The sequence below is a fragment of the Peijinzhouia sedimentorum genome, from assembly GCF_049340005.1.
Lineage (GTDB): Bacteria > Bacteroidota > Bacteroidia > Cytophagales > Cyclobacteriaceae > CAXBDP01.
In genome coordinates, this window is sequence record NZ_JBMPIY010000001.1 from 40,276 (window position 1) to 65,867 (window position 25,592).

Sequence of the window (25,592 nt, forward strand, 5' to 3'; positions counted from 1 at the left end):
TATCTGCAAGGTAAAAGTTTATAATGCTTTACATAATTTTCTACAGTAATATAAATCCAATGATGATTGAAGTGGGAGGATGATCTTCCATCAAATCCTCGCTTGGTAAGTATAGAGTTGATAATACCTTCCTTCTTTTGCAATCAATTCGTCATGCTTGCCTCTTTCTACAATATTTCCTTGCTCAATCACCAATATTTGGTCAGCTTGGCGGATTGTGCTGAGCCTGTGGGCAATTACAAATGTGGTTCGGCCTTTCATTAGCTCCTTCAAGCTCGCTTGGATAAGAGTTTCACTTTCTGTGTCCAGATTGGAAGTGGCTTCATCCAAAATCAAGATTCTTGGATTCGCTAACACCGCTCTAGCAATGGCAATTCGCTGTCTTTGGCCACCCGATAGTTTCACTCCACGCTCGCCAATCAGAGTATCCAAACCATCCTCAAATCTATTGGTAAATTCCTGCACATGGGCTGCATGAACAGCCTGCTGCAGTTGTTCCTCAGTAGCGTCAGGTCTTGGGAATAATATGTTTTCCTTGATAGTACCTTCGAATAGGAAATCATCTTGCAGTACCACACCTAATTGGCTTCGAAAACTCTCCAGACTGATTTGCTGCAAATCGTGACCGTCTACAGTAATAATTCCACTATCTGGGTTGAGGAATGAAGCAGCCAAACCGGCAATAGTTGTTTTCCCAGATCCGGAAGTACCAACCAAAGCAGTTACTGATCCAGCAGGAGCTTCGAAACTGATTTCTTTTACAACTTCTTTTCCTTCTTCATAGGCAAATGCCACATTATCGAAAACAATATCACCTTTGATATTCGGGATTCTTAAATTTCGCTTAGTACCATCATCTTCTAGCGGGAGGTTCATTATTTCTTCAGTTCGATCCAAGCCTGCAAAAGCTTCGGTCAATTGGCTTCCAATATTGCTCATTTGCAATATTGGCGCAATCATAAATCCTAGATAAAGTGTAAATGCCAAGAAATCACCAAAAGTCAGCTCATTGTTCATAATCATATAGCCACCCAAGCCCATGATGCCGACAGAAGCTAAACCAAGCAATAAGGTAGCTGAACTAGTGACCATACTAGTGGTAGTTAAGCTTTGCTTCACATTTAGGAATAGCCGATTCACGCCGTCTTCGAAGGTCTTGATTTCTTGTGCTTCGGCATTGAATCCTTTGATAACTCTTACTCCACCAAGTGTTTCCGTCAATCGGCCGGTAACTTGAGCATTTATAACTCCGCGTTCTCTGAATATCGGGCGAATTTTACCAAATGCTTTTAAGGAGATAAGACCAAAAATGGCTACTGGCACAAGCACGTAAAGGGTCATCATTGGGCTTATTAAGATTAACAGCACCAAACAGATAATTGCCGTAATAATTCCACCAACCATTTGTGCCAAGCCGGTGCCAACAAGATTTCTAACACCTTCCACATCGCTCATGATGCGCGAAACCAATTCTCCAGTCTTAGTATTGTCAAAAAATCGGATAGGTAGCTGAATTATATGACGCTGTACTTTTGCACGTAATTTCGCGATCAGGTTTTGAGCTTCTACACTTAGAATTTGAGTTAATGCAAATGATGTAACTGATTGAACAACAATGGCTATAACAACAGCAATAATCAGCCATTTAAGCATTTCTAAATCTCCTTCTGGTATTACTTCATCCATAAGGAGCTTACTTGCGTAAGGCAAAACCAGCCCAGATAACCTGCTAATGATAATTAAAAACAAGCCACCAAGGAGATAATTTTTTCGTGGCCAGATAATTGTCTTAAATACATGACTGATACTAACCTTTCCTTGAGATTTGGAGTTTGCCATAATTTATAAATGTATTGAGGAGAGAATCCTTGATTTTTAACCTAATTTTAAAGATCGAATGAATTCTTAAAATATTTTGCAAGGTAAGCTATCAAAGATTATTTGATTCAATTTTTTTTAATACTGAGCGTTTTCGTTCATCTTTTTTATTCTATTATTTTTACTATTATTTGCTCAATCTTGATTTCTATATTATGAAAAAATACATCTTATTCTCGGCCTTTATATTGTCTTTTTCAATTTGGGCAATTAGTAGCTGTGCAGTAAATCCTGTTACGGGTAAAAAGCAATTGGTTTTTATGTCCGAAGCACAGGAAATTGCAATGGGACAAGAAGCTGATCCGGAAATTATTGCTTTTTTTGGCTTGTATGAAAATCCGCAATTGCAGCAATTTATAGATCAAAAAGGCCAAGAGATGGCGGCTGTTTCGCATAGGCCAGATTTAAATTATGAATTCAAGATTGTGGATTCGCCGGTGCTAAATGCATTTGCAGTGCCTGGTGGCTATGTGTATTTCACACGTGGTATTATGGCGCATTTCAATAATGAAGCAGAATTTGCTGGAGTACTTGGTCATGAGATTGGGCACGTTACTGCAAGACATAGCGTAATCCAACAGAGAAATTCACTATTGGGTCAGATTGGCTTAATTGCAGGTGTTGTATTTGTTCCGGAGTTAGCTCAATTTGCAGAACCGTTATCACAAGGAATGCAATTGGTTTTAATGAGCTTTGGGCGTGAAGCTGAGCGAGAATCGGATGAGCTAGGAGTGGAGTATTCCTCCCGCATTGGATATGACGCAAGTGAAATGGCAGGCTTTTTTAATACGCTAGAACGGAAGAGTGGAGGAGCTGGCAATATTCCTGATTTCTTATCTACTCACCCTTCGCCTTCTGAAAGAAATGCTACCGTAGCTCAATTAGCTAAAGAATGGAAAGCGAAATTGAATCTTACTGATGCTCAAGTTAATAGAAATAGTTATTTACAGAAAATTGATGGGTTGATTTACGGCGAAGACCCAAAACAAGGCTTTGTAGAAGGTGGTATTTTTTATCATCCTGAACTGAAATTTGAATTCCCAATTCCAAGTAGCTGGAGTCACCAAAATACGCCGCAGCAAGTACAAATGGCGCCAGAAAGTGGTGATGCTGTGATGTCTTTTTCATTAGCACAAGGTACATCTGTAGATGCTGCCGCAGCGCAAATAGTTGAACAATATGGTCTTGAATTGGTAGAATCGAATAAAGTGACTGTGAATGGATTGCCTGCAATTGCTATGATTGCTGATCAAAAGCAGGAGGAAGGTACTATTAGAGCTCAAGCTTACGTGATAAGCTATGGAGGGAATACCTATAATATTATGGGTGTGTCTACTTTGGCCAACTTCACTAAGTATCGCCCAGCATTCCTTTCTACTATGCAGAATTTCAAAGAGCTGAAGGATACAGAAAAGTTAAATCGCAAACCTGAATTGGTAAGAATTAAAACGCTAAATCAAACTACTACCTTGCAATCGGCATTGAGTTCATTTGGTGTGCCAAGCGACCGATTTGAGGAATTAGCTATTTTGAATGGAATGCAATTGTCTCAAAGCATCCAAGCCGGTACAATGATTAAAGTTATAGAGAAATAAAGTTTATTTAATCACTTCTGTTTTGGTAGATAAGGCTTTGCTTTGAAATATGTACCAAACCAATGGCACAATAATAATAAGCGAAAAACCTCCCGCTACGCCAAAAATATTCGCAATACCATATTCACTCAGCGGTTCGGTGAAAATGGGAGAGAAGAATTGCCCTATAAATACACTTGAGCTCATCAAACCGACAGCTGCACCTCGGGTAGACTCAGGTGTTACTGACAAAAGCCAAGTGTTTAAATTTGGCATTAAAAGACCCATTCCCATGCCTACAAGAATCATAGAGCCAATTACTTGTGAAAAGCTATCAGTAAATGGAATGATAAAAAAGCCCAATGCCATAAATGTAAATACGATATAGAATATGGCTTTAATGGATAAAAACTGCTTGATTTTTCCGTACGATAAACCCAAGACTGATGCTGAAAGAGTAGTAACTGCAATGGCAATTCCAGCATAACTTGCTTCTTGAATACCTATCGATTTGATTACAAAAGGTATTTGTGTTGGTACCATGTAAAAAATGACCATCGCCAAAAATGCCAACAGAAAGATATTCCAAATCTCCTTAGGGATTTTACTTTCGTCCATATCCACTGCATCTGCTGAATCGGCGATAGGCTTTTTCAATAGTATCACGCTCATGATGAGTACGACAAGTGAAAAAGCATAAATCAAAAATGGATAACGCCAGCTGATATCAGCTAAAAAACCTCCTCCACTCACGAAAATCACTCCACCCATCGCCATAAATGCCGCCTGCAATCCCATAAACTGATCGCGCTCTTTTCCTTTGAAATAATCGCCAGATAGCGTAATGGCCATTGTGACGATTCCTGCAACGGCTATTCCTAATACAGCACGACCTACCAAAATCAAGTAAATATTGTCTAGGAAAAAACCTGAAATTCCTCCAAATGCATAAAATACCAATGAGATATTGAGGATGGAAAGCCGACCAATTTTATCTGCCAATCTGCCAAATATGGGTGAAAATACGGCAATAAATAGGGCAGGGATGGTGAGAATTAGTTTTGCGAGAAAGTCTGAATTAGGCACATTAGAAAAGACAGCAGCCATTTTTGGTAGTGATGCCGCAATAGTTGCACTTGACATTACCGTAAGACTGCTTGCAAGTAAAAGTGTGAATTTTATCCAGTTTTTCAATTTCCCTCAATTGGTTATTAAATGAAGATAGAGTAGAAAATTGAGAAATGGAACAGGATGAGAAATTGCGATTGAGTTTTCTGAGAATAGCGTAATTAACTATTGGATCGATTAAAAAAGAACGTCTGAATATTCATCAGATTTATTGAGTTGCTTTTTAGTATAAGGGCAAAGCGGGAGGATTTTTACTTTTGATTCACGAGCAAATTTTACCGCTTCTTCTAACAGTATTTTACCAAGTCCTTCTCCGGCATAATTTGGGTTTATCTCAGTATGGTCAATGATGAACTTGTTTTCACCAGCCCACACATAAGTCATTTCACCAATTTTATGCTCATTATCATAAAGATCAAATGATCCTTTTTTACCATTTTTTGTATGCTTTACATTCATCTCTTTGCTCAGTATTTAGAATTTTTTAGCTGGCCGATCGCTGTTTTCGCTCTATTAGCAACTTCATAATTTTACTTCTGAGCTCTTCTGCATCCACAGGCTTACTCATATAATCATCCATGCCAATTGTGAAAACTCTCTGCCTTGTAGTTTCCATCACATCAGCTGTAACCGCAATGATAGGGATGTGTATTTTATGTTTCCCTACACTACCATTACGAATGGAGAGAGTAGTTTCGTAACCATCCATTACAGGCATTTGTAAATCCATTAACACTATATCAAAATCATTTTGAGCTAAAAGCGTAAGCCCTTCTTCGCCATTATTGGCAAATTGGACTTCGCAATCCTCCCAATTCTTGGCAATAATTTTAATGACCATCTGATTAATCGGATTGTCTTCCACTACCAAAATGGAAATATTTCCCAATTCTTTGAAGTCCTTCTGCAAGTAAGTGGTTGTTTCCAATTTGGTTTCATGGAGAGGTATTTCATAGTCAAGCAAAATTTTGCATTGAGTGCCTACATGTTGTTTACTTGTGATTTCAATTTTACCACCATGTAAATCCACCAGTGATTTCACGATGCTTAAGCCAAGCCCAACACCACCGAATTTACGCTTATCATCAATTCGCTCCTGCGTAAATAAATTAAATATGGTTTCGATTTTTGATTCTGGAATGCCAACACCAGAGTCGCTAATGTTAATTTCTACTGTAGCCTTTGTTCCTCCTGCATTTTTTCGGACTTGCAAGTCGAAATGCACAAATCCTTCGAGTGTAAACTTGATAGCATTATTCAATACATTATTGATTATTTGCGCAAGCCTTAATGGGTCTCCAAGTAATTCATTGGGTAATTCATCATCAATAGTAAAAATAAATTCCAAGCCTTTTTCTTTTGCTTGTTGTTGAGCATTTTTCTCAATTACCTTCAGCATCTTTCTTGGCTCAAATTGAATAATGTCCAAGTTTAGCTGCCCTTTTTCTATTTGCGAAAAATCAAGAATATCATTCACAGAACTAAGCAAACCGATCGAAGCATATTTTATTACATCAGCATTTCTTCTGGTTTCATCGTCTTTAGCCTCTCGTGAAAGTTCTGCAGCCATGCTCATAATCGCATTCAATGGTGTACGCAATTCATGACTCATATTAGAAAGGAAATAGGATTTATGCTCATTCATTTCCTCAGCTTTTTGTAAGGCAAGTGCCTGCATTTCTTCCTTTTCACTTCTCAATTGCCGAATTCTATTGCCCATAGAAAGGGATAGGAATATTATCTCGAGTCCAGTTCCAAACTTGGGACTATTTTCTGTCCAAAAGGAATTTTCGATTACACTGAAGTTATTGAGTATAAAAATGACAAAGCCCAATACTAAAAAGGCAATACCAGTGATAAAGAAGCCATCGACTTTTACTTTTTTGAGGCGTAAATTCACAATGGCGCCGATTATTATTCCTAAGAGAATTAATCCAAGGGCATTGGCTACAGGATAGGAAAACTCGAGAAAAGCAGGAATAAATAGCGTACCAAAAATGGCTAAGCCTACAAATACGAAAAAGCCATAGTATGTTTTTTGAAAAAATGGACTATGCTGCTTTATATTCAAAAAGAGCTGTGAATATCGTCCAAGGAAGAAGGTGGAAATGCCAGCAAATAAAATTACAGCTCGCAATGAAAGCCAACCACCATCAGGCGTAAGGTATTGATAGAAATAGCCATCTAATGCGAATTGCATTAGACCAATTGAAATTACATATAAGCTATAATACAAGAAGCTTTTTTCTCGTAAAGCAAAAAAGAAGAAGAGGTAAGTGATTGCAGCTAAAGCAAGAATTCCGTAAAAGAAGCCAAAAACCAATTGGTCTAAATAAGTGGTTTTGAGAAATTCCAGATTGGAATATAAAATAAGCGGGAGGTTAATTACTTCGCCGTCACTACCCAAGTGCAAATAGGCTTGGAGCGTTTCTCCCGGTTCTATTTCTACTTCGAAGATACTTTTACGGTGTTCAACACTTCTATTATCAAATGGCATATTATCGCCACTTTTCTGGATAGATATTTTACCATTTCCATCTACGAGGTATAAATCCACCAGATCCGTAATTGGCCTTGCCGTTTCTAAAATATAGTATTGCTTTTGAGCAGTTTCATTTTTTATAGCAAAATCTAGCCAGTAGTAATTTTTGGTGAAACCTACATTGGTATTGGCTCCAGTAAGTTTGCTAAACTGAAACTCATTTTTTCTTGCTAAGAAATCTTCAAGGCTTAATTCAACTAAACCTACATCTGCAATTGTTGCAAACTCATGAAGCGATTGTTTCTCTACCTGATTATCAGATTGGACGATGAATTGCGCAGAAGCCTGCGAAATAAATACTGATAGCAAGATTGTGAAACAGAGGCGTATCATTTGCTTAAGGTTTTACAGCACTTTTTGTGATTCGATTGACATAGGCTTCTACATATACGACTAAAAACCATCAATAGATTGTAACTGCTACAACCTCGAAAGTTTATAATTGTTAATCTCCTATATTATTTTCAAAAAGCGGAAGGAATTATGATGGAAGGTGAGTTTCTTGTTAATATTCACCTTTTACTCATAGAATGATAATTTCTATTCCTCCCGCCTCTTTGGAAAATCACTTAAGCAAAGAATTTACAATGGGATTAGTATCTCCTTCTTTTTTGTCCTTGAGGTTTTTCACCACCTGTACCTTGATTTCTATTTGCAGGTCTTTTCTGCTTCTGTTTTGGCGCAGGTTCTACTTCATGATTCATCAGCGGATATGGATGATCTTTGATGACAGCAATCGATTTGGAAATAAGCTTTTCAATATCTTTCAGATATGGTTTTTCACTTGCGTCGCAAAAAGATAAGGCAATTCCATTTTTACCAGCTCTGCCAGTTCGCCCAATTCGGTGAACGTAGGTTTCTGAGATATTTGGTAATTCAAAATTGACTACGAATTGCAAATCGTCAATATCGATACCTCGAGAGGCAATGTCGGTTGCTACAAGGACTCTTGTGGTTTGCGCTTTAAAGTTGGCCAAAGCCCTTTGCCTTGCATTTTGCTCTTTATTTCCATGAATAGCTTCGGCTGTGATATTGCTCTTTTTCAAAAATCGAACGACCTTATCTGCACCGTGCTTGGTTCGGGTAAAAACTAGTGCAGTTGGAATGTCCTTTTCGTTAAGAATATCTACCAAAAGCTTCATTTTATTGCCTTTATCTACAAAATAGATAAACTGCTGCACTGTGTCAGCTGTAGAAGATGGAGGTGTTACTTCCACTCTCATTGGATTATGCAAAATGCTGTTAGCCAATTGTACAATGGCTTGTGGCATGGTAGCTGAGAAAAATAGTGACTGTCTTTTTTGCGGGAGGAGTTTTACGATTTTGCGCACATCATTCACAAAACCCATATCCAACATTCTGTCGGCTTCGTCTAACACAAATAGCTCAATCTTACTCAAGGAAATAATCCCTTGTCCAATCAAATCAAGCAATCGGCCAGGAGTAGCTACAAGAATATCAATCCCGCTATTTATTCTATTTACTTGCTTGAATTGCTTTACTCCACCAAAAATCACCGTAGTGCGGAGCTCAGTATTCTTACCATAGGCTTTAAAACTCTCGTCAATTTGTATGGCGAGTTCTCTAGTAGGGGTTACAATTAAACTTCTGATTTGACCAGGACCAATTTTGCCCGGTCTTTTATTTAAGAGTTCTATAATTGGAATGGCGAATGCGGCAGTTTTACCTGTGCCTGTTTGGGCTACACCCATCAAATCTTTTCCAGAAAGTACAATTGGGATAGCTTTTTCTTGTATAGGAGTTGGGTTTGTATAACCTTCTTCTATTAAAGCATTTAGAATAGGTTGGGAAAGATTAAGTTCTTGAAATTGCATGAAATAAATTATTGATCGCCAAGAATTTTATGGCATTTTTGAATACAAATGGGATCAAAGGTACCATTAATTAATGGATAATTGGTTCTAGGTTATTTCTGAGATGATTTTTGAGTACCCGGAATATATTGGAGCGATTTGCTATGGAGATTTGATAAATCATTAAAATGATTGGAATGAGTTCTAAATTGAAGTCCCACGGTTGAAACCGTAGGCTATGGTTAAGAAATCTCAGGGTTGAAATCTGGAGTATAGTAGCCTTTTGTTTGGAAGGAGTATTTTTAATAGAGACTGAAATTTGGGTTGTTTATGCCTATTGTATGATGGTTAGAAAATGTAAATCCAATAATGTTTTGAGTACATCATTTCGATGGGTTATTATGAGCCTTTTTATTGTAGCAATTCTTTCTTGTAAATCGAATACAAAATACAAGGCTCCAATTACCTATAGTGCTGAAAAGATTAGTATTTCTATTGATTCGGTTACTACAAGATCCAGTGGAGGGATGCAACAGATTTGGCATCATAAAGGGAAAGAGTATTATATCCACGGTGATAAAGCAAAATCCGTTTTACTGTTTTTTGATCTTGAAAGTGGAAAGTTGGATTACAAAATTCCAATGGAAAGACAGGGACCAAACGGGATTCCCAGTTTTAATGGCTTTTTTGTTAAAAGTCTTGATTCTGTTTATGTCTATCATGGATACTCCTATATTATGTGGCATATCAATCAATCAGGAGAAGTCAAAAGACGGTATCGATGGTCGATGGATAACTCGATAGATGGCATTTTGCTAAACCCTTATGGCGAGGACGCTATTTTTAAAGGAGATCTAGTGTATTTACCATCATCTCCGAATCTTGGGATGTCGGAATTTTGGCAAGGCTATGTAAGTCAAAGCATTGATTTGGAAACAGGAGAAGTCAATTTCACTACCAAATATTCTCCGATTTTTGAAAAAGGAAACTATGTCTATGCGCATTCGAATGTTTCTAGAACCTTGACTCCAGACGGAAAGCTTGTTTATTCCTTTGGTGCAGAGGATTATTTGTATGTCACTGATTTAGTAACAGGAAAGGTCTTGGATAAAAAGTTGGCAAAATCGGATCATATAACTGTTCAAATGGCTGGAGACTACCTTGAACCCTTTGATGATGAAAGATGGAATGAAGATGCTGCAACCTTAGGATATTATAAAAAGGTACTCTATGATAAATACAGAAATTATTATTATCGAATTGTCAAGCTTGAAAGTCATGACTTTTATGATTCTCAAAGTTCAAACAATCCATACCGAGTAATGATAAATAAGTATTCAGTTATAGTGTTAGATGAAGATTTAAATGTATTAGGAGAAGTTGTGCTTGATGATTTAGGTTTAACAGACAAATGGTTTATCACCAGCAAAGGCTTGTGTTCTCCAGTGAGTGATTATTCACCTGAGGCAATTGAAAATGAGATACTGTTCTATTGTTATAGTTTTTCTATTAGTTATGAATAACCAGTTAAAATGGTTAGCAATGATCATATAATTGAGTTGAGTCCACAAAAAAAGGTCGACCCATAAGTAATCGACCTTTCCTTGAATTTTTATTTTAGAGATTATTTTGACTTTATTTCTGCAATCAACTTCTCATTCAATCTTACATAATCGGGGTTGTTAGCTTCTTTGGCTAGAGCCATAGATTTTTGGGCTGTAGCAATAGCGGCTTCATCTTGATTTAATTCATACTGAATTTTGGCTTTCAAATGTAGTACCCAGTATTGAGCTTGTGTTTCAGCTGATTTTGAAACCCATTCTAATGCCTGTCCCAGATCTTCGCCTTTTTCGTACAAGAATGAGCCTGCCTGAAATAATATGCCTGGATTTTCAGATTTACCATCAATTACTTGTTCTTTGATTTGTGCCATCACTTTGCTGTCAACTTCTGCAACTATTGGAAATTCCACCAATGTGTTTTCCCATGACAAACGCAAATGTGCTGTGCTCATATTGATATTTGCGATATCGATGGTAAAAGTCTCCACAGTTGGGCTGGCTTGCTGAGCCGGAACTGTAAATCTGAATGCATCATCAGCATCCGTATAGCCCATGCTACCCCATAGTTCTGTGTTTTTACTGATAATTATCGTCCATTCATTTGCATTCGGAATGGTATAAAGGGCATAAGTACCAGCCGGCAAATCGTTACCAGCAATTGTTACTGCATCACCAAAAGTCAGTTTGGTTGGTTCATTGGCTCCTGTGCGCCATACTTCGCCAAATGGAACTAGCTCACCAAATATGGCTCTACCTTTCATGCTTGGTCTGGAGTATACCACAGTGAAATCAGTAAGACCAATTTTCTGTTCTAAAGTTGCCGTAGGACTTGGAGCTGGCATGGCAATTTGCGCATGACTTTCGGCTACTAATAAAATAGCCAATGCTGCCAAAAAGAATGATTTAATGGTTTTCATATTATTTTTTGGTTTTATATGTTTAAAAAGAATCTAAGCCAACATTTTTCAGAGAGCACAATTACTAATACAAAAAATGTGTGAAATCGTTTCAGAGCTTGTGAATTTTTGCAAAAATAAATCTTCACAATTTAGCTAAGTTTCGGCATTAAATTGATTTTTCTGAAGGCAATGTAGAAAGCGTACATAAATGAAGAAATTAAGTAAGGAGTTTTATTTAAATCCTTCTGTTACAGAAATAAGCAGGCAATTACTAGGGAAAGTACTTTGTACTCAAGTGGATGGAGAATTCACCTCAGGCAGAATTGTGGAAGTAGAAGCGTATAGCGGGAGGGATGATAAGGCATGTCATGCTAATAATAATAGAAGGACTAAGCGAACTGAGATAATGTATAGTGCCGGTGGGGTAGCCTATGTTTATCTGATTTATGGAATGTATCATTTGTTCAATGTCGTAAGCAACCAACAGGATAGGGCAGATGCAGTACTGATTCGTGCTCTTGAACCCATTGCGGGACTTGAAATTATGATGGAGCGTATGAAAGTAAAAACGGCAAAAAAGATAACGGCAGGTCCAGGCAAATTGAGTAAAGCAATGGGTATCACCAAGAATTTGTACGGTGCTGATTTGGTAGGAAACGATATTTGGATTGCAGATGATGGAATTGAATTTAATCAGCAACAAATCATCGAAACCTCCCGCATTGGCGTAGAATATGCAGAAGAAGATGCACTAAAGCCTTGGCGATTTTATATAGATGGCAACCCTTTTGTTAGCCGCATTAAATCCTTTAGCTAAATTGCAACCATATTTTTTAATTCTTGATTTTAAGTAAACCATGTCAATAGCTATAATTGCGCCTCCAAGAAATGTAGATTCTTGGCTTATCCATTTCACCGAATTATATCCTGGCGAAACTGTTGAAGTTTGGCCTAATATTACCAAGCCTGATGAAGTGGAATGCGCTCTTGTTTGGTATCATCCTGAAGGCTGTTTGCAGGATTTCCCAAATTTGAAAATGATTTGCTCAATGGGTGCTGGTGTGGATCACATTATGCGTGATCATGCTTTGCCGGTGGGCATTCCCATCACTCGAATAGTGGATGACTTGCTTGCCAAATCCATGACTCGGTATATTATTACCTGCGTACTTAATTTTCATAGAAGGTTTCTAAAATATGCAGAAGATAAAAAGGAAAGAGTTTGGGATATGAAAAACCCGGAAATTGATGTAAAAGTAGGGATATTGGGAATTGGTCAATTGGGTCAAGATTTAGCAAGAAAATTGCAATTACTTGATATAGATGTGATTGGATTCTCACGAGGAGCTAAATCAATAGATAATATCCCAACACTGCATGGTGAAAATGAGATGGATGAATTCTTAAGTCAAATCAATATATTAGTTTGTTTACTTCCACTTACTAAGGAAACAGAAGGGATTTTAAATCGCGATTTGTTTAGGAAAATGAATAAAAATACCTGCTTGATAAATGTAGCAAGAGGCAAGCATTTGATTGAAAATGACTTGATTTGGGCAATTGAAAATGAAATAATTTCTGAAGCTTATTTGGATGTATTCAATGAGGAACCTTTGGATATAAGACATCCATTTTGGAATAAGCGGGAGGTATTTATCACACCGCATATTGCCAGCGTAACCAATCCATTAGCAGCTATTCCACAAGTAGTTAATAATCTGAATAATGCCCGTCACAATAAACCACTTTCACATCAAGTGGATATGTCCAAAGGATATTGAACCAAGTTAACTGAAAAAATATTCTCTTGTATAGAAGCAATTTGTAAGTAAATTTCACAAAAATAACCTGCCACCAAAGCCATGAACGATATACTCTGTCCAATAGATTTTTCTGATTGCTCACTCAATGCAATGGAATATGCTGCGCGTTATGCAAAAACTTATAGCGGCAGAATACATTTGTTGCATGTGGAAATCAGCAGCCTAGCATCCTTTTCTGAAGAGCAAAAGAAAATCAATCTAAATAAGCTGAAAGCATTGCATGATGAATTAAGCAAAATGATTGAAGGTGTTCCTATAGATTTCTCCATTGTTAATGATCCTGATGAAGCTTCAAGTGGTATTTCAGATTTTGTGAAGGACAAAGATTTCGACATTATCATAATGGGTACCAATGGCATAAGCGATGTGGAGGAAGCTTTTTTTGGAAGTAATACCTCTCGCCTTATCAAATCTAGCCAGTTGCCAGTAATTGCCGTTCCTTTGGGAGTGACTTTTGAACCTTTTAAAAAGATTGTTTATGCGACAGAATATCGAAGTGAGGACAAGGAATTTATTCAGAAGTTGCAGAGCAAATTCAATAGTGAAACCATTATCCATGTGGTGAACGTAACTCACAATGCTGGCTTAGTAAATAAGGCTGGAATGGAGCTTTTTAAATCAGAAGTATTGGAGCTAGTAGATCATAAAAACATGGTCTTTTCATTGATCCAAAGTTCGGAAGAAATAGATCATGCATTAGATAAATTTATCACAGATCAAAAAGCAGATATTCTAGTGCTTTTGGCACATGAGAGTAATTTCTTGGCGAGAATATTTGATAGGAGTGTTACTAGAGAAATGGTATATTTTGCCAAATTCCCAATACTGATTTTCAAATCTAAAGCGTAGTATAGCCACTCACTGTAGGATAATAAGGGAAATAGGATTTAAGACTTATTTCCCAATTTCTGGCGCCAAAAATCACCAAATTCTTTCCATCCTTTTTTGGTAGAAATAGTTTCCCACATCACGTTGATGTAGTCAGAGGCTTTGGGTTTTGTTACAGCTTGCTTTGGACTTGGTACTTCCTCCCGCTCATTTTTGGCGATAAATTCAGCCTTGTTATCTGATTGTACTTGAGCTTTCTTGGCAGGATCTTTTTTATCTGCTTTGGCAAAACTCTCTTCTGATTTTTCTTTCCATCCTAATTTCTCTTCTACCAAGCCTTTGTTGTTATAGGAAATTGCATCTTCCGGATCTAGTTCTATGGCTTTTTCATAATCTGCAATTGCTCCATAGTAATCGCCCAATTTATCTTTAACAAAAGCACGGCTCGCATAGCGGTATGGATTATTTGGCTCTAATTCAGCAGCGTTATTCAAATCCGTAAGAGCCAATTCACCTTGACTAGTCAGTAAATAGGCTACAGCTCGCTCACTCAAAATATGTGCATCTGATGGATGCTGTTGGATTAAAATTTCAAAATCTGCCAGACATTCTTCAAATCGCTGAAGTTTGAAAAATGCTTTGGCGCGGCTATATCTTGCTTTGCTAAAATCGACATTGCTGATTAGGATTTCATCGAAAATTGAAAGTGCTTTTTCGAATTGCTCTTCCTGGCATAATTGATTGGCTTGCGATAATAATGCTTGTTCTCTGTCCATTGCTTATAGAACTGTAGGGTCTCTTTTGAGTTCGATTTATTTGCAAAATTCTTTCTTTCTGATTGCCCATCCAAAAATTTGTAATAAAACCCATTCCTCCCGCTTTCTTCTTGTATATTCGCAATAGCTATGAAGCAAAGTCCAGAAGCTGTAATTAAAGATATTAAAGCAGGTAAGTTTGCACCTGTTTATTTTCTCCAAGGTGAAGAGTCATTCTACATCGACCAAGTAGCCGACTACATAGAAAATCATGCATTGCCTGAGCACGAAAGAGGGTTTAATCAAGTAGTACTTTATGGAAAGGATGTTGATTTTGCCGCCGTATTGAACAATGCAAGACGCTATCCTATGATGGCCGAACGACAAGTTGTCATTGTGAAGGAAGCGCAAGAAATACAGGACTTCAAAAAGGAAGATAAAATCGCCATGCTGATGGCTTATTTGAAAGAACCGCTTGCTTCTACCATCTTAGTTTTTTGCCATAAGCATAAGTCCTTAGACAAGCGGAAGTCTATTTCCAAGACGATTTATGAGCATGCCGTAGTTGTTGAAAGTGGTAAAATTTACGATAACAAATTGCCGGATTTCATCGAAAGCTATGTGGCGAGTAGAGGACGGAAAATTGATATTGCTGCTACAAGAGTTATTGCTGAATATATTGGAAATAATCTCGATCGTATTTCAGGTGAAATCAACAAAATACTAATTAACCTAAAAGAGGATGAGAAAATAACTGAAGCACATGTGCAGCGATATGTGGGTATCAGCAAAGAGTACAATGTATTTGAGCTCCAAAAGGCCGTTGGATTTTTGGAGGTAGAAAAGGCCTTTCGGATTGTGAATTTTTTTGCAGCCAATCCAAAAAACTATCCGGCTATTCCAGTCATTATTACACTATTCACTTATTTCAATAAGATCGTTTTATTTCATCGCAGTCCATCCAAAGCAGACAGAGATTTATCATCACTTTTAAGTATTAATCCATTTTTTTTAAGGGAATACAGAGTTGCTGCTGAGAAGCATCCATTGGCTAAGGCACTTCGGAATATTCATTATTTGCGGGAGGCTGATTTGCAAACAAAGGGTGTAACGACCAGCAATATGACGGATGGAGAAATTCTAAAAGAATTAGTTTATAAATTGATGCATTAAATAAAATCGCAAATGCAACGTTTTTTAGCTGTTCATACGTCTTCTATTTATACTAAATGCATTTAGAATTAAGTTAACAATATTGTGAATATCAAAAATCGAATAATAATCATATTAAGTCTTGTTATTGGTGTGGCAAGCCAAGGCTTTGCACAGGATCAACTGGCTACAGCTGAGAGCGAAAAGCTATTTGCAAAAGGTTTGCAGTTAATGAATAACAAGCAATATGGTGCTGCACGTGAGGCTTTTGAGAATTATGCACAAACCACTGGCGAAAGTGCACGTCGTGATGAAGCAGAATTTTATATTGCTTATAGTGGTTTATTTCTTGAAAATTTGGGAAGCGACACCAAGGTTGAGGAATTTGCAAATAAGTTTCCTGAACACCCATTAGCCAAAGGAGCTTTTGCTGAATTGGGCAATCATTATTTCGAAAGAGGTGATTACGAACGTGCAATTAAATATTACACTTCAGCAGATTTGTATATTCTGGGCGATGAGGAATTAGGGAAAGCCAATTATCAATTAGGCTTAAGCTATTACCAGCAAAAGCAATTAGATCAGTCGCTAGTCTATTTTGACCGAGTAAAAGGCGGGAGGAGCAGCTACTCCGAAAGTGCGTATTTCTATGCAGGCATTGTTGCCTTTCAAAATGGAAATTACTTCCGTGCACAGCAAGATTTACAGCGAATAGCCAATCATCCGGATTACCGCATTCAGGTGCCATATTATCTGGCAAGAATTTATGCTGAGCAGGAAAATTATCAGGAGCTTGCCACATATACGGCTCAAGCATTAGATATTCCAAGAGTAAATAGCCGATTAGAGATCTTGCTGCTCTCTGCTGAGGCTTCTTTTCAACTGAAAGATTATCGCACCTCAATCGAGCGATTCGAAACCTATGCAACTGCACTAAGAGCTCGCCCTGCCGACGATATTCGATTCAAAATGGGTTATGCTCATTTGCAAGTTGGCAATACAGAACAGGCCATTGAGCAATTGAAAACCATAAGCAGTAATGATTTGAAAGGCCAAATGGCATCTTACTATCTAGGCCACTTATACATACAGCAGGAAAATCCTCAATTTGCAATAACAGCATTTGATAGAGCTTCCAAGATGACATTTAATCCCGAAGCAGCTGAAAATGCTGCATTTAATTTCGCGAAGGTGAGTTTTGAATTAGGTCGCTTTCGCGATGCACTCAATACGCTGGAAGCATTCTCTAGAAATTATCCGGGTAGTAATTTAATCAGCGAGGCAAATGATTTAATAATTGAAGCTTTGCTTAATACAAATGACTATGCAAAAGCCATTGAGTATATAGAAGGCTTACCGAATCGAACAGAAAGGATTAATCGAGTTTACCAAAAGGTGACTTTCTATAGAGGAACAGAATACTTCAATGATCAGCGATTCCCATTGGCGGTGCAGTTGTTTAAGAAATCGCTAGAAAACCCAATTGATAAAGGATTAGTCGCTGAGGCTCATTTTTGGGCTGGAGAAGCCTATTCTACTGGCAATAGATATGACGATGCAATCAAGGAATATCAGCAAGTATTAAGAAACAACCCTCCCGCCGATTTACGCTTAAAGACTGCGTATGGACTTGGTTATGCACTTTACAATACAAAAGAATATACACAAGCCTTAACTCAGTTTAGAACCTATGTTCAAGCATTAGAAAGGGCAGATGATAAGCTCAATTATAATGATGCTTTATTGAGGCTGGCAGATTGCTATTTCGTTGGAAAAAATTATCAAGAAGCAGTAAGAACTTATGATAAAGCAATTCAGCAAAACAACCCTGAGATTGATTATGCTTACTATCAAAAAGGCCTGGTTTATAGCTATATGAACAATAGCTTAGCAGCCAAAGAGAATTTAGATATAGTTGTGAAAAGATATCCACAGAGCAGAATTCACGATAATGCTATACTTCAATTAGGTCAGGTAGATTTTGAGGATGGAAATTATGAAGAGGCAATAAGAACCTACAGTTTGTTAATCGAACGAAAAGCGAATAGTCCGTTGGTGCCATTTGCTTTGCTCAATAGAGCAGTTTCTAATGTGAATTTACAACGATATGCTCAAGCCGAGAGCGATTATAAAGCCATTCTCGATAAGTATTTGAATCACCGTACAGCAGGTAGTGCCATTTTAGGTCTGCAGGAAGTTAGTGCGCAAACGGGTAATCAGGACTTTCAACGCTATTTGTCAAGATATAGAAATGCTAATCCAGACAAACAGGCACTTGAAAGTATAGAGTTCGAATCGGGCAAAGCCTTGTATTTCAATCTAGAATATCCACGAGCAATTACAGCCTTCCAAGAGTTTTTGAGGACATATCCGCAGAGTGCATTTATTATGGAAGCGAGATTTTACTTGGCTGAATCCTACTATCGTAGCAATGAGTTTGCGAAGTCATTGGAGTTACACAATATTTTGGCAAATACGCCTGCTTTTCCTCAGCAGAATAGAGCAATCAATAGAGTGGCTGAATTGGAGTATGATTTAAAGAATTTTCAAAGAGCCATTGAGTATTACGACAAGTTATTACAAATAGCACAAAATAGGAGAGATGAATACACTGCATTGGAGGGGATGATGTTGAGTTATTATCAACTAAATAATTTCGATAAGACAACTGAATATGCACAGAAAATTTTGGATCAAGGAAGTGTATCGGCAAATGCTGAAGGCAAGGCAAATTTATTCCTAGGCAAGGCTGCAGAAGGGCGGGAAGAATTTGCTGCTGCAAAGGATTTCTATCTCAACACTTTTACTTCAGCAAAAGATGAAAACGGTGCAGAAGCACAATATTTACTAGCTAGACTTGAATACAGAGAAAAGAATTACCCTAAGTCAATCGAAACATTATTCGATTTGAATAATCAATTTGGTGGCTATGAAGAATGGTTGGGTAAGTCATTTCTGTTGTTGGCAGATAACTATATCGCACAAAAGGAATGGTTACAGGCTAGAGCAACATTAAATTCAGTATCCGAAAACTCACCAAGTAGAGAAATTCGGGATGAAGCAAGAGAGAAATTATTGTTAATTGATAAGCTCGAAAATGAATCAGATGATAATGAATAATATGGCAAGAGCTTCAGTATACGGAAAAATCCTTTTGGTCACTTGTGTATTGGTATTTGGGTTTCTGCAACACTCTCATGCCCAAGAAACGTGGGAAACGAAAGAGGGCGAAATTGAATCTGCTGAAGTGGTCATCAGCAAGGAGCGTGAATTGACATTGCCAATTGCCAACCGAAATTTTCAGAAGATTCCACCAATTGCGATAAGTGAGGCATTCGGAAAGCAGCAATATAATTTTGTGGATGTACCATTCAAAATTCCAGTGTCCGTAACCAGAACGAGATATCCAAGCGTAAATCCGGAACGGACTACAGAGGACAATCTTTATAATCATGTGAAATTAGGCTTTGGCAATTTCCTCAGTCCTTTAGCTGAAATATCAGTCAATTCTACAGAAAATGAACAGCTGGCCGCAGGCATAGAAATAAATCATCGATCCTCATTACTTGGGCCAGTAGATGAGAGGAATTCTGGAAATGGAGAAACTTCAGGTAGAATTTACGGTAAAGTATTTTCTGGGACAGAAGTATTAAGTGGTTCGCTTTCATATAGTAATAGATTTCTTCATTACTATGGCTATCCGGAAGGCTTCGAAATAGATCGTGACTCGATTAGACAAACCTTTCAAACGCTAAATGTGGATTTAGGAATCGAAAGTGTTGGTGATGAATATCCCATCGATTACAAGCTCAGAGGCTTTGGAATTAATCACCGGGATGCTTTTGATGTCGCAGAAACTACTTATGGAGTCAATGGAATGATTGGTGCCGAACTGATTGAAGGTTTTAAATTCAATTTGTATGCAGGGGTTTTGGGAAGCAATTATGAAGGAGAATATACCTACAAGAGAAATTTGATCGACTTGAAACCAACTGTTTCATTCGAGACAAGTGGAGTGCTTATAGAAGCTGGAGTTAAGGCTGTACTTCAATCCGATAGCAGTGAAAATAGTAAAACGAGCCTATTTCCATTTGCCAATGCTGAGTTTGCTCCATTTGATGAATTGAAAGTATATGCAAATGTAGATGGCGGGGTAGAAATGAATACCTATTACAGCTTGAGCAATCAAAATATGTTTGTTTCAGGCAAAACGGAACTGCAAAACACCATCAAGAAAATTGGTTTTGGTGGTGGTGCAAAAGCCTATTTCAACCCTGGCTTTAGCTTTCATGCTGGTTTTGATTTTGGTCTTTATGAGCAAATGCCATTTTTTGGAGGAAGTACTAATTTATCATCAGTTCCATCAGATAGATTTAGCTATACAACTTATTACTACAATGGAGATGTGCAGCTTTTAAATGGCTTTGGAGAAATTAGTTATTCTCGATTAGGAAATGTTTCCGTGTCACTTCGAGCCGATTATTACAACTACACTTTGGAGCAAGATGATGTTCCTTGGCATATGCCAAACCTTAAATTGAGTAGCATACTTTCTTGGCAAATTGTGCCTTCCTTTACCTTAAGCTCCCAGATTTATTATCTAGGAGGAATTCAAGCACCAGATTTTGGATTTGAAACTTGTTTTGAATGCATACTAGATGGTACGGATCCTCCTTTTACGATTGTTGATTTAGATGATATTATTGATGTGAATTTAAACCTTGAATATAAAATCAACACACAATTTTCAGCGTTTTTGATGGGCAATAATTTACTTGGAAAAAACTATGAGAGGTATCTAAACTATCCGGTTCGTGGCTTGCAAATAACCGGTGGAATAATTTGGAGATTTTAGCATATTGTCAAAGCCTAAATTTAGATTAGATTTACAAAGCAATAATTATTGAATGTCAGAAGATAGTACTTCATATAATAGACCTAAAGATGTGGATTTTGGACTGCCGGATATCCATCTCAAACCACTTTCAAAGAAAAAGGAATCCTTTGACTCGGAGCCTACAGTTCCTACTTCTCAGGTAGTATCTAGATCGAGTAAAGGAAATGGCTCAAGGAATTTAGTGATAGGATTGATTTTAGTATTAGTCGTGATTGCTGCAGGTGGGTATTACGCTTATGAGGAAGGTTATATATTCCAACCAAAACAAGCATTGAACGATGCTATAACTCCTTCTGCAATTTCTACAGATAATAATGCGAGTGAGAAAACAACACTGAATGATAATGAAGGCTGGGGTAGTGAGGGGTTTGTTCAGTCAGATACGGTTACAATTTTAGAAGGAGATAGTTTGGAAAGTAGCGAAGCCTTTGAACCACTTGGTTCAGCTACACAAGAAGCTATGAAGCTTCAAGAGTTTGAAAAGCCAACAGGTGAATATCATATGATAATTGCTAGCGTAGTTACATTAGAAGCAGCGCGGGAGGATGGTAATAAATTACTTGCAGATGACGTTAGCATTGCAATACTTTATCCTAGAGCTGGTAGAAACGAGAATTTCCGTCTATCGGCAGCAAGCTTTGCGACCTTGGATGAAGCCAAAAATCAACTAAACTTTTACAGACAAAAATTCGGAGAATCCGTTTGGGTATTGAGATATTAAACTATGATCCTACTACAATTATCAACTTTAAATGCAGAAGATTCTACAGCGGTTGAATCGACTGAAAACACGCTTTCATTGCTAGAGCTTTTGACAAAGGGTGGTTATATGATGGTGCCCATCATTCTGATGTCAATCGTTGCAATATATATCTTCGTGGAGCGTATTAGAACTATCAGGCAGGCCGATAAAGCTCCTACACAGTTCATGGAGAAAATCAAAAATTTGGTGCTCCAAGGTGATATTAACGGAGGTAGATTGCTTTGTGCTCAGTCTGAATCGCCCATGGCCAAGATGATTGAAAAGGGACTTAGCCGAATTGGGCAGCCCTTGAAAAATATTGAAGTTGCCATTGAGAATGTAGGTAAAATTGAAGTTTACAAGCTGGAGAAGAACATGGGTGTATTAGCAACCATTGCAGGAGCTGCGCCAATGACAGGCTTTTTGGGAACTGTAACGGGTATGATTCAGGCATTTATCGCCATTGCACAGGAAGAAGGTTCGGTTAGTCCCAAACTTCTCTCTACGGGTATTTATGAAGCAATGGTAACCACAGCTACTGGCTTGGTTGTTGGTATAATAGCTTACTTGGGATACAACTATTTAGTATCGCAGATGCAAAAGGTCATTCACAAAATGGAATATACATCTATTGATTTTATAGACTTGCTCCAAGAACCAAGATAATATGGATTTCAAATCAAAATATAAGGTCGATTCAGCATTCAGCATGTCATCAATGACGGATATTATATTTCTGTTATTGATCTTTTTTATGCTTACCGCCTCATTTGTCACTCCATCTGGTTTACCCGTATCTTTACCTTCTAGTCAGGCTTCTACCATTGTAATGCAAAAAGTGAGTGTAACTATTACCAAGGATTTAGAATATTATCTGAATGATAGAAAAATCAATATTAATGATTTGGAACGGGAATTGGGTAAGGAATTGTTAGGTAAAGAAGGAGTGGTAGTTTTACATGCTGATAAATCCGTTCCGGTAGAACATGTAGTAAGAATTGCAGGAATTGCCACTAGCCTAGAAGCTAAAGTAACTCTCGCAACTAGACCCGAATAAGATGACTGAAAAGGAAAAGAAAAATAAACGAGTAGCAATGATAATGAGTGGCAGTCTTCATGCCGCATTAGTCATACTATTCCTTTTCCTCTTAGCTTGGAGAGAGCCAAATCCTCCACTTCCGGAATATGGTATTGAATTGAATTTCGGTTTAGATCAGCAAGGATCCGGCGATGTTCAGGGTACAAGTCCGCAAAGAGTATCACCTTCACAGGAAGAAGATGCGCGCCCAAATACTCCACCTCCCGCCCAAGTTCAGAAAATAGAGCAAGCTCAAGTGGAAGCTGCTACGCCACCAACAAGGCAAGTTACTCCAGTTGAGCAAGTAAAAGTTGAATCTAAAGCAGAAGCAATTCGAACTGAAACTCCTCCTGTTACTCAAACAGAGGCATCTGTAAAAGTAGAAGAGAAAGCTGCTGAGACAAAAACAGAGGAAGTTGTAGAGAAAAAGGTGGAGAAAGTAGAGGAAGTTGTTAAGAAAACCGAACCTCCAAAAGAGGTAAAAAAGGAAACAGAAGCTCAAAAGTCGGCAGAAACTGAGAGTAAAACTACTGGAACTGCTGCAGGTGGAGAAAAAGGCACTGCAGAAACCGCTGCTGCCAATAATCAAGGTGATGACAAAAATGTAAAGGGTGACAAAGGCGATCCGAAAGGATCAATTGATGCTCGTTCGCTTTATGGAAACCAAGGTGGTGGAGGTGATGGCACTAGCCTAGATTTAGCGGGTTGGCAGTGGGATTTTATTCCTCGTCCAAAAGATGACACCAATGAAAGCGGAAAGATCGTGTTTGAAATTAAAGTGGATGCTGATGGTTATATCACTGGTATAAAAACCCTCGAAAAATCTATAAGTCCGGCATTAGAAAAAATTTATAGAGATGAAGTTACTAAACTGAGTTTTAGCAAGACTTCCGACAATACTCGTCCGGCTCCGACATCTACCGGCAAAATTACTTTTATCCTTCGAGCTCGTTAATTTATCTTTGTAGATGAATTTTACTGAAGTTGTAGAGTATCTCTACAGTCAATTACCCATGTTTCAAAGAGTGGGTGCCTCAGCATTTAAAAAAGATCTAAGCAATACCATTGCCCTTTGTAATTATTTGGGCAATCCACATCGTAAATTCAAAACCGTCCATATAGCAGGTACCAATGGTAAAGGAAGTACTGCTCATAGTCTTGCGGCAGTTTTGCAAGCAGCAGGTTATAAAACCGGGCTTTACACTAGTCCTCATTTGAAATCATTTACGGAAAGAATCCGGGTAAATGGAATAGAAATTCCAGAAGAAAAGGTAATTGAGTTTGTCGAAAAGCATAAGCCATTTATAGAGGAATTAAAGCCTAGCTTCTTTGAGCTGACTGTTGCAATGGCTTTTGATCATTTCGCCAAAGAGCAGGTGGATATTGCTGTAATAGAAGTTGGAATGGGCGGGAGGTTAGATTCTACCAATGTAATTGATCCACTACTTTCAGTAATTACCAATATCGGTTTGGATCATAAGGAGTTTTTAGGGAATACATTACCAGAAATTGCTTTTGAAAAAGCAGGAATAATTAAGCCAAATAAACCCGTTGTAATTTCCCAAACACAATCAGAAACAAAGGAAGTTTTTCTAAAGAAGGCTCGGGAAGGCAATTCACCAATTCAATTTGCAGATACAATTTATAAGGTTGATAAACTTTTAGACCAAGTAGAATCAGGACTTTATTCTGTTCATACATTCGCTTCAAATAGTAAAGAAGTAATTCCTTTTCAATTACTGGGAGATTATCAAACTTATAATTTGCCAGGAATTTTATTAGCAATTGATGAATTACAAAAACTTGGGTTCTCTATTGCTAAAGAAGCAATTCATCATGGGCTCGCAAATGTGACCAGCCTTACGGGATTAAAAGGCCGTTGGCAAACACTTTCAGAATCCCCATTGACAATATGTGATACCGGACATAATGAAGACGGAATAAGGATGGTAATGGCTCAACTTAAAGCTTTGCCCAAAGCCAAACTACATATTGTGATTGGAATGGTAAGAGATAAGGATATTGATGGTGTGTTGAATCTATTACCAAAGGATGCGACTTATTATTTTACTCAAGCCCAAATACCACGGGCAATGGAAGCTGAAGAATTGTGTGAAAAAGCCAGTAAATTCCAGTTGTCGGGAGAGGCTTATCAAGATATAAACGAAGCAATACGAGCTGCAAAATCGAATGCAACAAAGGATGATGTGATTTTCATTGGAGGTAGTACCTTTGTGGTTGCTGAAATTGATGAATTGAATGGCTCGACAGAAGAAAAAACGATTTGAGGAAAATGCCTCCCGCTATAATATTGTTGATTTCCCTTATGGAGAAATCAATCCGATAAAAGGTAATTGGGCCAAAACTCACTTCAAAAATAATAACGATTTAGTGCTAGAGCTCGCTTGCGGTAGAGGCGAGTATAGTACAGGCTTAGCACCTCATTTTCCAGATAAAAATTTTATAGGTATTGATATAAAAGGCTCTAGAATTTGGTACGGAAGCTCTGTGGCTATTGACAATAATTTGGAGAATGTCGCTTTCCTCCGAACCAAAATTGATTTACTGAAAGAGCACTTTATCGAAAATGAAGTATCTGAGATTTGGATTACATTTCCAGATCCTCGCCCACGTGACCGTGATATTAAACGTAGATTAACAAGCCCAAATTTTCTTGATTTGTATAAGCAAGTTCTTAAGCCTGGTGGATGGATATTTTTCAAAACAGACAACGGTCCTTTGTTTGAATACACACTAGAAGTGCTAAAGGATTATCCCGGTATCGCCGATTTAGAATATACTTTCGACTTGTATAATTCGCCACTTCTTGCTGAACATTTCGACATCAAGACTAAATATGAGCTTAAGTTTCATGCAGAAGGAAACGACATTAAGTATATGAAATTTAGATTATTATAAT

Annotated in this window: 21 protein-coding genes; 14 read left to right on the plus strand and 7 right to left on the minus strand. The window is 37.8% G+C overall.

The window, feature by feature from the left end:
- Positions 1 to 90: 90 nt before the first annotated feature.
- Complete coding sequence (locus ACOXY8_RS00210; protein WP_458329536.1) at positions 91 to 1,839, minus strand: ABC transporter ATP-binding protein; 1,749 nt, start codon at positions 1,837 to 1,839, stop codon at positions 91 to 93.
- A 194-nt stretch (positions 1,840 to 2,033) separates the two neighbouring features.
- On the opposite strand from ACOXY8_RS00210, the gene ACOXY8_RS00215 reads away from it, so the two are divergent.
- Positions 2,034 to 3,473 (plus strand): M48 family metalloprotease, encoded by a 1,440-nt coding sequence (locus tag ACOXY8_RS00215; protein WP_458329537.1) that lies wholly within the window; start codon positions 2,034 to 2,036, stop codon positions 3,471 to 3,473.
- A gap of 3 nt (positions 3,474 to 3,476) precedes the next feature.
- Here the strand turns inward: ACOXY8_RS00215 and ACOXY8_RS00220 are convergent, their stop codons facing one another.
- The 4 genes from ACOXY8_RS00220 to ACOXY8_RS00235 form a co-directional block, all read right to left on the minus strand.
- Positions 3,477 to 4,646: an MFS transporter gene (locus ACOXY8_RS00220; RefSeq protein ID WP_458329538.1), complete on the minus strand. Its 1,170-nt coding sequence runs from the start codon at positions 4,644 to 4,646 to the stop codon at positions 3,477 to 3,479.
- A gap of 111 nt (positions 4,647 to 4,757) precedes the next feature.
- Complete coding sequence (locus ACOXY8_RS00225; RefSeq protein ID WP_458329539.1) at positions 4,758 to 5,039, minus strand: GNAT family N-acetyltransferase; 282 nt, start codon at positions 5,037 to 5,039, stop codon at positions 4,758 to 4,760.
- A gap of 25 nt (positions 5,040 to 5,064) precedes the next feature.
- On the minus strand, positions 5,065 to 7,455 hold the full coding sequence (locus tag ACOXY8_RS00230; RefSeq protein ID WP_458329540.1) for a 7TM diverse intracellular signaling domain-containing protein: 2,391 nt from the start codon (positions 7,453 to 7,455) through the stop codon (positions 5,065 to 5,067).
- A 260-nt stretch (positions 7,456 to 7,715) separates the two neighbouring features.
- Complete coding sequence (locus ACOXY8_RS00235; protein ID WP_458329541.1) at positions 7,716 to 8,957, minus strand: DEAD/DEAH box helicase; 1,242 nt, start codon at positions 8,955 to 8,957, stop codon at positions 7,716 to 7,718.
- 353 nt (positions 8,958 to 9,310) lie between these two features.
- Here ACOXY8_RS00235 and ACOXY8_RS00240 point away from each other — a divergent pair, with 353 nt between their 5' ends.
- A complete protein-coding gene (locus tag ACOXY8_RS00240; RefSeq protein ID WP_458329542.1) occupies positions 9,311 to 10,459 on the plus strand; it encodes a DUF4221 family protein in 1,149 nt (382 codons plus the stop codon).
- Positions 10,460 to 10,560: 101 nt separating this feature from the next.
- On the opposite strand, the gene ACOXY8_RS00245 is transcribed toward ACOXY8_RS00240, so the two are convergent.
- A complete protein-coding gene (locus tag ACOXY8_RS00245; protein WP_458329543.1) occupies positions 10,561 to 11,415 on the minus strand; it encodes a DUF2911 domain-containing protein in 855 nt (284 codons plus the stop codon).
- A gap of 190 nt (positions 11,416 to 11,605) precedes the next feature.
- Here ACOXY8_RS00245 and ACOXY8_RS00250 point away from each other — a divergent pair, with 190 nt between their 5' ends.
- The 3 genes from ACOXY8_RS00250 (at position 11,606) to ACOXY8_RS00260 (ending at position 14,069) form a co-directional block, all read left to right on the plus strand.
- The gene (locus tag ACOXY8_RS00250; protein WP_458329544.1) at positions 11,606 to 12,214 is read left to right on the plus strand and encodes a DNA-3-methyladenine glycosylase; all 609 of its coding nucleotides are present in this window, start codon (positions 11,606 to 11,608) and stop codon (positions 12,212 to 12,214) included.
- A 40-nt stretch (positions 12,215 to 12,254) separates the two neighbouring features.
- The gene (locus ACOXY8_RS00255; protein ID WP_458329545.1) at positions 12,255 to 13,178 is read left to right on the plus strand and encodes a 2-hydroxyacid dehydrogenase; all 924 of its coding nucleotides are present in this window, start codon (positions 12,255 to 12,257) and stop codon (positions 13,176 to 13,178) included.
- An 81-nt stretch (positions 13,179 to 13,259) separates the two neighbouring features.
- Entirely contained in the window at positions 13,260 to 14,069 is an 810-nt protein-coding gene (locus ACOXY8_RS00260; RefSeq protein WP_458329546.1) for a universal stress protein, read from the plus strand.
- A gap of 38 nt (positions 14,070 to 14,107) precedes the next feature.
- On the opposite strand, the gene ACOXY8_RS00265 is transcribed toward ACOXY8_RS00260, so the two are convergent.
- Complete coding sequence (locus ACOXY8_RS00265; RefSeq protein WP_458329547.1) at positions 14,108 to 14,824, minus strand: tetratricopeptide repeat protein; 717 nt, start codon at positions 14,822 to 14,824, stop codon at positions 14,108 to 14,110.
- A 129-nt stretch (positions 14,825 to 14,953) separates the two neighbouring features.
- On the opposite strand from ACOXY8_RS00265, the gene holA reads away from it, so the two are divergent.
- The 9 genes from holA to trmB all read left to right on the plus strand — a co-directional run bounded on the left by holA (position 14,954) and on the right by trmB (position 25,591).
- Positions 14,954 to 15,976 carry a DNA polymerase III subunit delta gene (gene holA / locus ACOXY8_RS00270; RefSeq protein ID WP_458329548.1) on the plus strand — a complete coding sequence of 341 codons (1,023 nt, stop codon included), beginning with the start codon at positions 14,954 to 14,956 and terminating at the stop codon, positions 15,974 to 15,976.
- An 84-nt stretch (positions 15,977 to 16,060) separates the two neighbouring features.
- Positions 16,061 to 19,075 carry a tetratricopeptide repeat protein gene (locus ACOXY8_RS00275; protein WP_458329549.1) on the plus strand — a complete coding sequence of 1,005 codons (3,015 nt, stop codon included), beginning with the start codon at positions 16,061 to 16,063 and terminating at the stop codon, positions 19,073 to 19,075.
- Positions 19,062 to 20,810, plus strand: coding sequence for a hypothetical protein (locus tag ACOXY8_RS00280; RefSeq protein WP_458329550.1), 1,749 nt, complete (start codon positions 19,062 to 19,064; stop codon positions 20,808 to 20,810). The genes ACOXY8_RS00275 and ACOXY8_RS00280 overlap by 14 nt, the downstream gene beginning before the upstream one ends.
- 52 nt (positions 20,811 to 20,862) lie before the next feature.
- Complete coding sequence (locus ACOXY8_RS00285) at positions 20,863 to 21,573, plus strand: hypothetical protein (protein ID WP_458329551.1); 711 nt, start codon at positions 20,863 to 20,865, stop codon at positions 21,571 to 21,573.
- Positions 21,574 to 21,576: 3 nt separating this feature from the next.
- On the plus strand, positions 21,577 to 22,260 hold the full coding sequence (locus ACOXY8_RS00290) for a MotA/TolQ/ExbB proton channel family protein (protein ID WP_458329552.1): 684 nt from the start codon (positions 21,577 to 21,579) through the stop codon (positions 22,258 to 22,260).
- 1 nt (position 22,261) lies between these two features.
- Entirely contained in the window at positions 22,262 to 22,651 is a 390-nt protein-coding gene (locus tag ACOXY8_RS00295; RefSeq protein ID WP_458329553.1) for an ExbD/TolR family protein, read from the plus strand.
- 1 nt (position 22,652) lies between these two features.
- On the plus strand, positions 22,653 to 23,627 hold the full coding sequence (locus ACOXY8_RS00300; RefSeq protein ID WP_458329554.1) for a hypothetical protein: 975 nt from the start codon (positions 22,653 to 22,655) through the stop codon (positions 23,625 to 23,627).
- Between the two features lie 13 nt (positions 23,628 to 23,640).
- Positions 23,641 to 24,960: a bifunctional folylpolyglutamate synthase/dihydrofolate synthase gene (locus ACOXY8_RS00305; RefSeq protein ID WP_458329555.1), complete on the plus strand. Its 1,320-nt coding sequence runs from the start codon at positions 23,641 to 23,643 to the stop codon at positions 24,958 to 24,960.
- The gene (gene trmB, locus ACOXY8_RS00310; RefSeq protein ID WP_458329556.1) at positions 24,932 to 25,591 is read left to right on the plus strand and encodes a tRNA (guanosine(46)-N7)-methyltransferase TrmB; all 660 of its coding nucleotides are present in this window, start codon (positions 24,932 to 24,934) and stop codon (positions 25,589 to 25,591) included. The genes ACOXY8_RS00305 and trmB overlap by 29 nt, the downstream gene beginning before the upstream one ends.
- Position 25,592: the final 1 nt, after the last annotated feature.